Raw genomic sequence first — 2,381 nt, forward strand, 5'->3', positions numbered from 1 at the left:
GGTGACGGTGGCGTTCGAGGAGCCGGTGCTGTTCTCGGCCAGTGTGCGCGAGAACGTGGCACTGGGCGATCCGCGCGCCACCGACGCCGATGTGCGCCAGGCCCTCGATATCGCCCAGGCGAGCGAGTTCGTCGACGCACTGCCCTGGGGCCTGGACACCAGGATCGGTGAGCAGGGCATGAGTCTGTCCGGTGGTCAGCGGCAGCGGCTCGCGCTGGCCAGGGCGGTGCTGATCGGCGAGGCCGCGGCCGAGCAGGGCCGGATCATGGTGCTCGACGATCCGCTCTCGGCGCTGGACGTGGAAACCGAAGAGCGCGTGCAGGATCGGCTGCGCACGGTGCTCGCGGGCGCCACCACGCTGCTGGTCGCGCACCGGCCGTCGACGGCGGCGCTGGCCGACCGCGTCGCCCTGCTGGCCGACGGCCGGATCGTCGCCGAGGACAGCCACGAGAAGCTGCTGCGCACCAACAGCCGCTACCGCGAACTGATGGGAGGTGAATCATGACCACCGACACCGAGATCCAGACCCCGCCCGAGCAGACCGACCGGGCGGCGGACTGGCGCGGCATCGCCAAGGAGGACGACGCCGTCACCGGCACCGGAAACCTGGTGCTGGCCGGGCGATCCCGGCGGCTGCTGCTCGACCTGGTGCGGCCCTACCGCAAGCAGGCGGTGCTCACCTTCGTGCTGATCCTGCTCGACAACGCGGCCAAGGTGTCGATGCCGCTGTTCATCGCCTACGGCCTCGATCACGGCATCAGCCAGGGCAGGCAGGGCAATTGGACGCCGATGCTGGCCACGGTGGCCGGGTTCGTCGCGGTCACCGTGCTCGCGGGCCTGACCACGTACTTCTTCCTGCGGGCCTCCGGTTCGCTGAGCCAGCGGGTGCTGTTCGACCTGCGGGTGCGCGCGTTCCGGCACACCCAGCGGCTGAGCGTGTCGTTCCACGAGAAGTACACCTCGGGCAAGGTCGTCACCCGGCTCACCAGCGATATCGAGACCCTCCAGGAACTGCTGGAGGGCGCGCTCAACCAGGCGTTCAGCGCGGTGCTCTCGGTGGTCACCATCGCGGTGTTGCTGGTGTGGCTGGATCCGATGCTGGCCTCGATCGTGCTGCTCGGCTTCGTGCCGCTGGTCCTGGTGACCCGGTGGGCGCAGCGGCGGCAGCGCGCGGGCTACCGGCGCACGCGCGGCGCGATCGCGCGGGTCGTCGTGCAGTTCGTGGAGTCGATGAGCGGCATGCGCGCGGTGCAGGCGTTCCGTCGCGAGGACCGCAACCAGGAGGTGCTCGGCGGCGAGGACGACGAGTACCAGCGGGCGACCACCACCGCGATCCGCGGCATGGGCGACTACGTCGGTCTGTCCAACTTCATCGGCAAGGTGACCACGGTGATCGTGCTGCTGGTCGGCGCCTGGCAGGTGATGGAGGGCAATCTGGCGATCGGCGTGCTCGCCGCGTACCTGCTCTACCTCGACCAGTTCTACGGCCCGCTCGACGAACTCGCCCAGGTGTTCAACTCCTACCAGTCCGCCGCGGCAGCGCTGGAGAAGATCTCCGGGGTGCTCGAGGAGGAGCCCGCGGTCGCCGAACCCGGCGATCCGATCGCACTGGACCGGGCGACCGGTGCGGTGCGGATGGATCAGGTCTGGTTCGGCTACACGGCCGAGTCGCCGGTGCTGCCGGAGTTCGACCTGGCCATCCCGGCCGGGCAGGTGGTGGCCCTGGTCGGTGCCACCGGCGCGGGCAAGTCGACGCTGGCCAAGCTGCTCACCCGGTTCTACGATCCGAGCGGCGGCGTGGTCACCCTGGACGGTGTCGATCTGCGCAGGCTGGCCGACGCCGAGCTGCGCAGGCACGTCGTCATGGTCACCCAGGAGGCGTACTTGTTCTCCGGAACCATCGCCGACAACATCCGCCTGGGCAGGCCGGACGCGACCGATGCCGAGGTCACGGCGGCCGCGCGGGCGGTCGGCCTGGACGCGTTCGTCCGGTCGCTGCCCGACGGGTACGCGACCGATGTGCGCACCAGGGGCGGCAGGCTCTCGGCCGGTCAGCGGCAGCTGGTCGCGTTCGCCCGGGTGTTCCTGGCCGACCCCGCGGTGATCGTGCTGGACGAGGCGACCTCGAGCCTGGACATCCCCGGCGAGCGGCTGGTCCAGCACGCGCTGGAGACGCTGCTGCGCGAGCGCACCGCGGTGATCATCGCGCATCGGTTGTCCACGGTGGCCATTGCCGATCGGGTGCTGGTGCTCGACGCGGGCCGCGTCGTCGAGGACGGTTCACCCGCCGAGCTCATCGCCGGACAGGGCCGCTTCGCCGGACTGCACGCCGCCTGGCGGGATTCGCTGGTCTGATGCCACCGTGTTGTACAGCAGCGGGG

At 70.5% G+C, this 2,381-nt stretch carries 2 protein-coding genes; both read left to right on the top strand.

Features of this window, described 5'->3' with window-relative positions:
- Positions 1-505 (top strand): ATP-binding cassette domain-containing protein (locus ACWDNU_RS45155; RefSeq protein WP_449673367.1); only part of this gene is annotated, 505 nt, incomplete at its 5' end.
- Positions 502-2,355, top strand: coding sequence for an ABC transporter ATP-binding protein (locus ACWDNU_RS45160; RefSeq protein ID WP_355284026.1), 1,854 nt, complete (start codon positions 502-504; stop codon positions 2,353-2,355). The genes ACWDNU_RS45155 and ACWDNU_RS45160, both read left to right, overlap by 4 nt.
- The last annotated feature ends 26 nt before the right edge of the window (positions 2,356-2,381 follow it).

It is taken from the genome of Amycolatopsis sp. NPDC003676 (genome assembly GCF_053587275.1).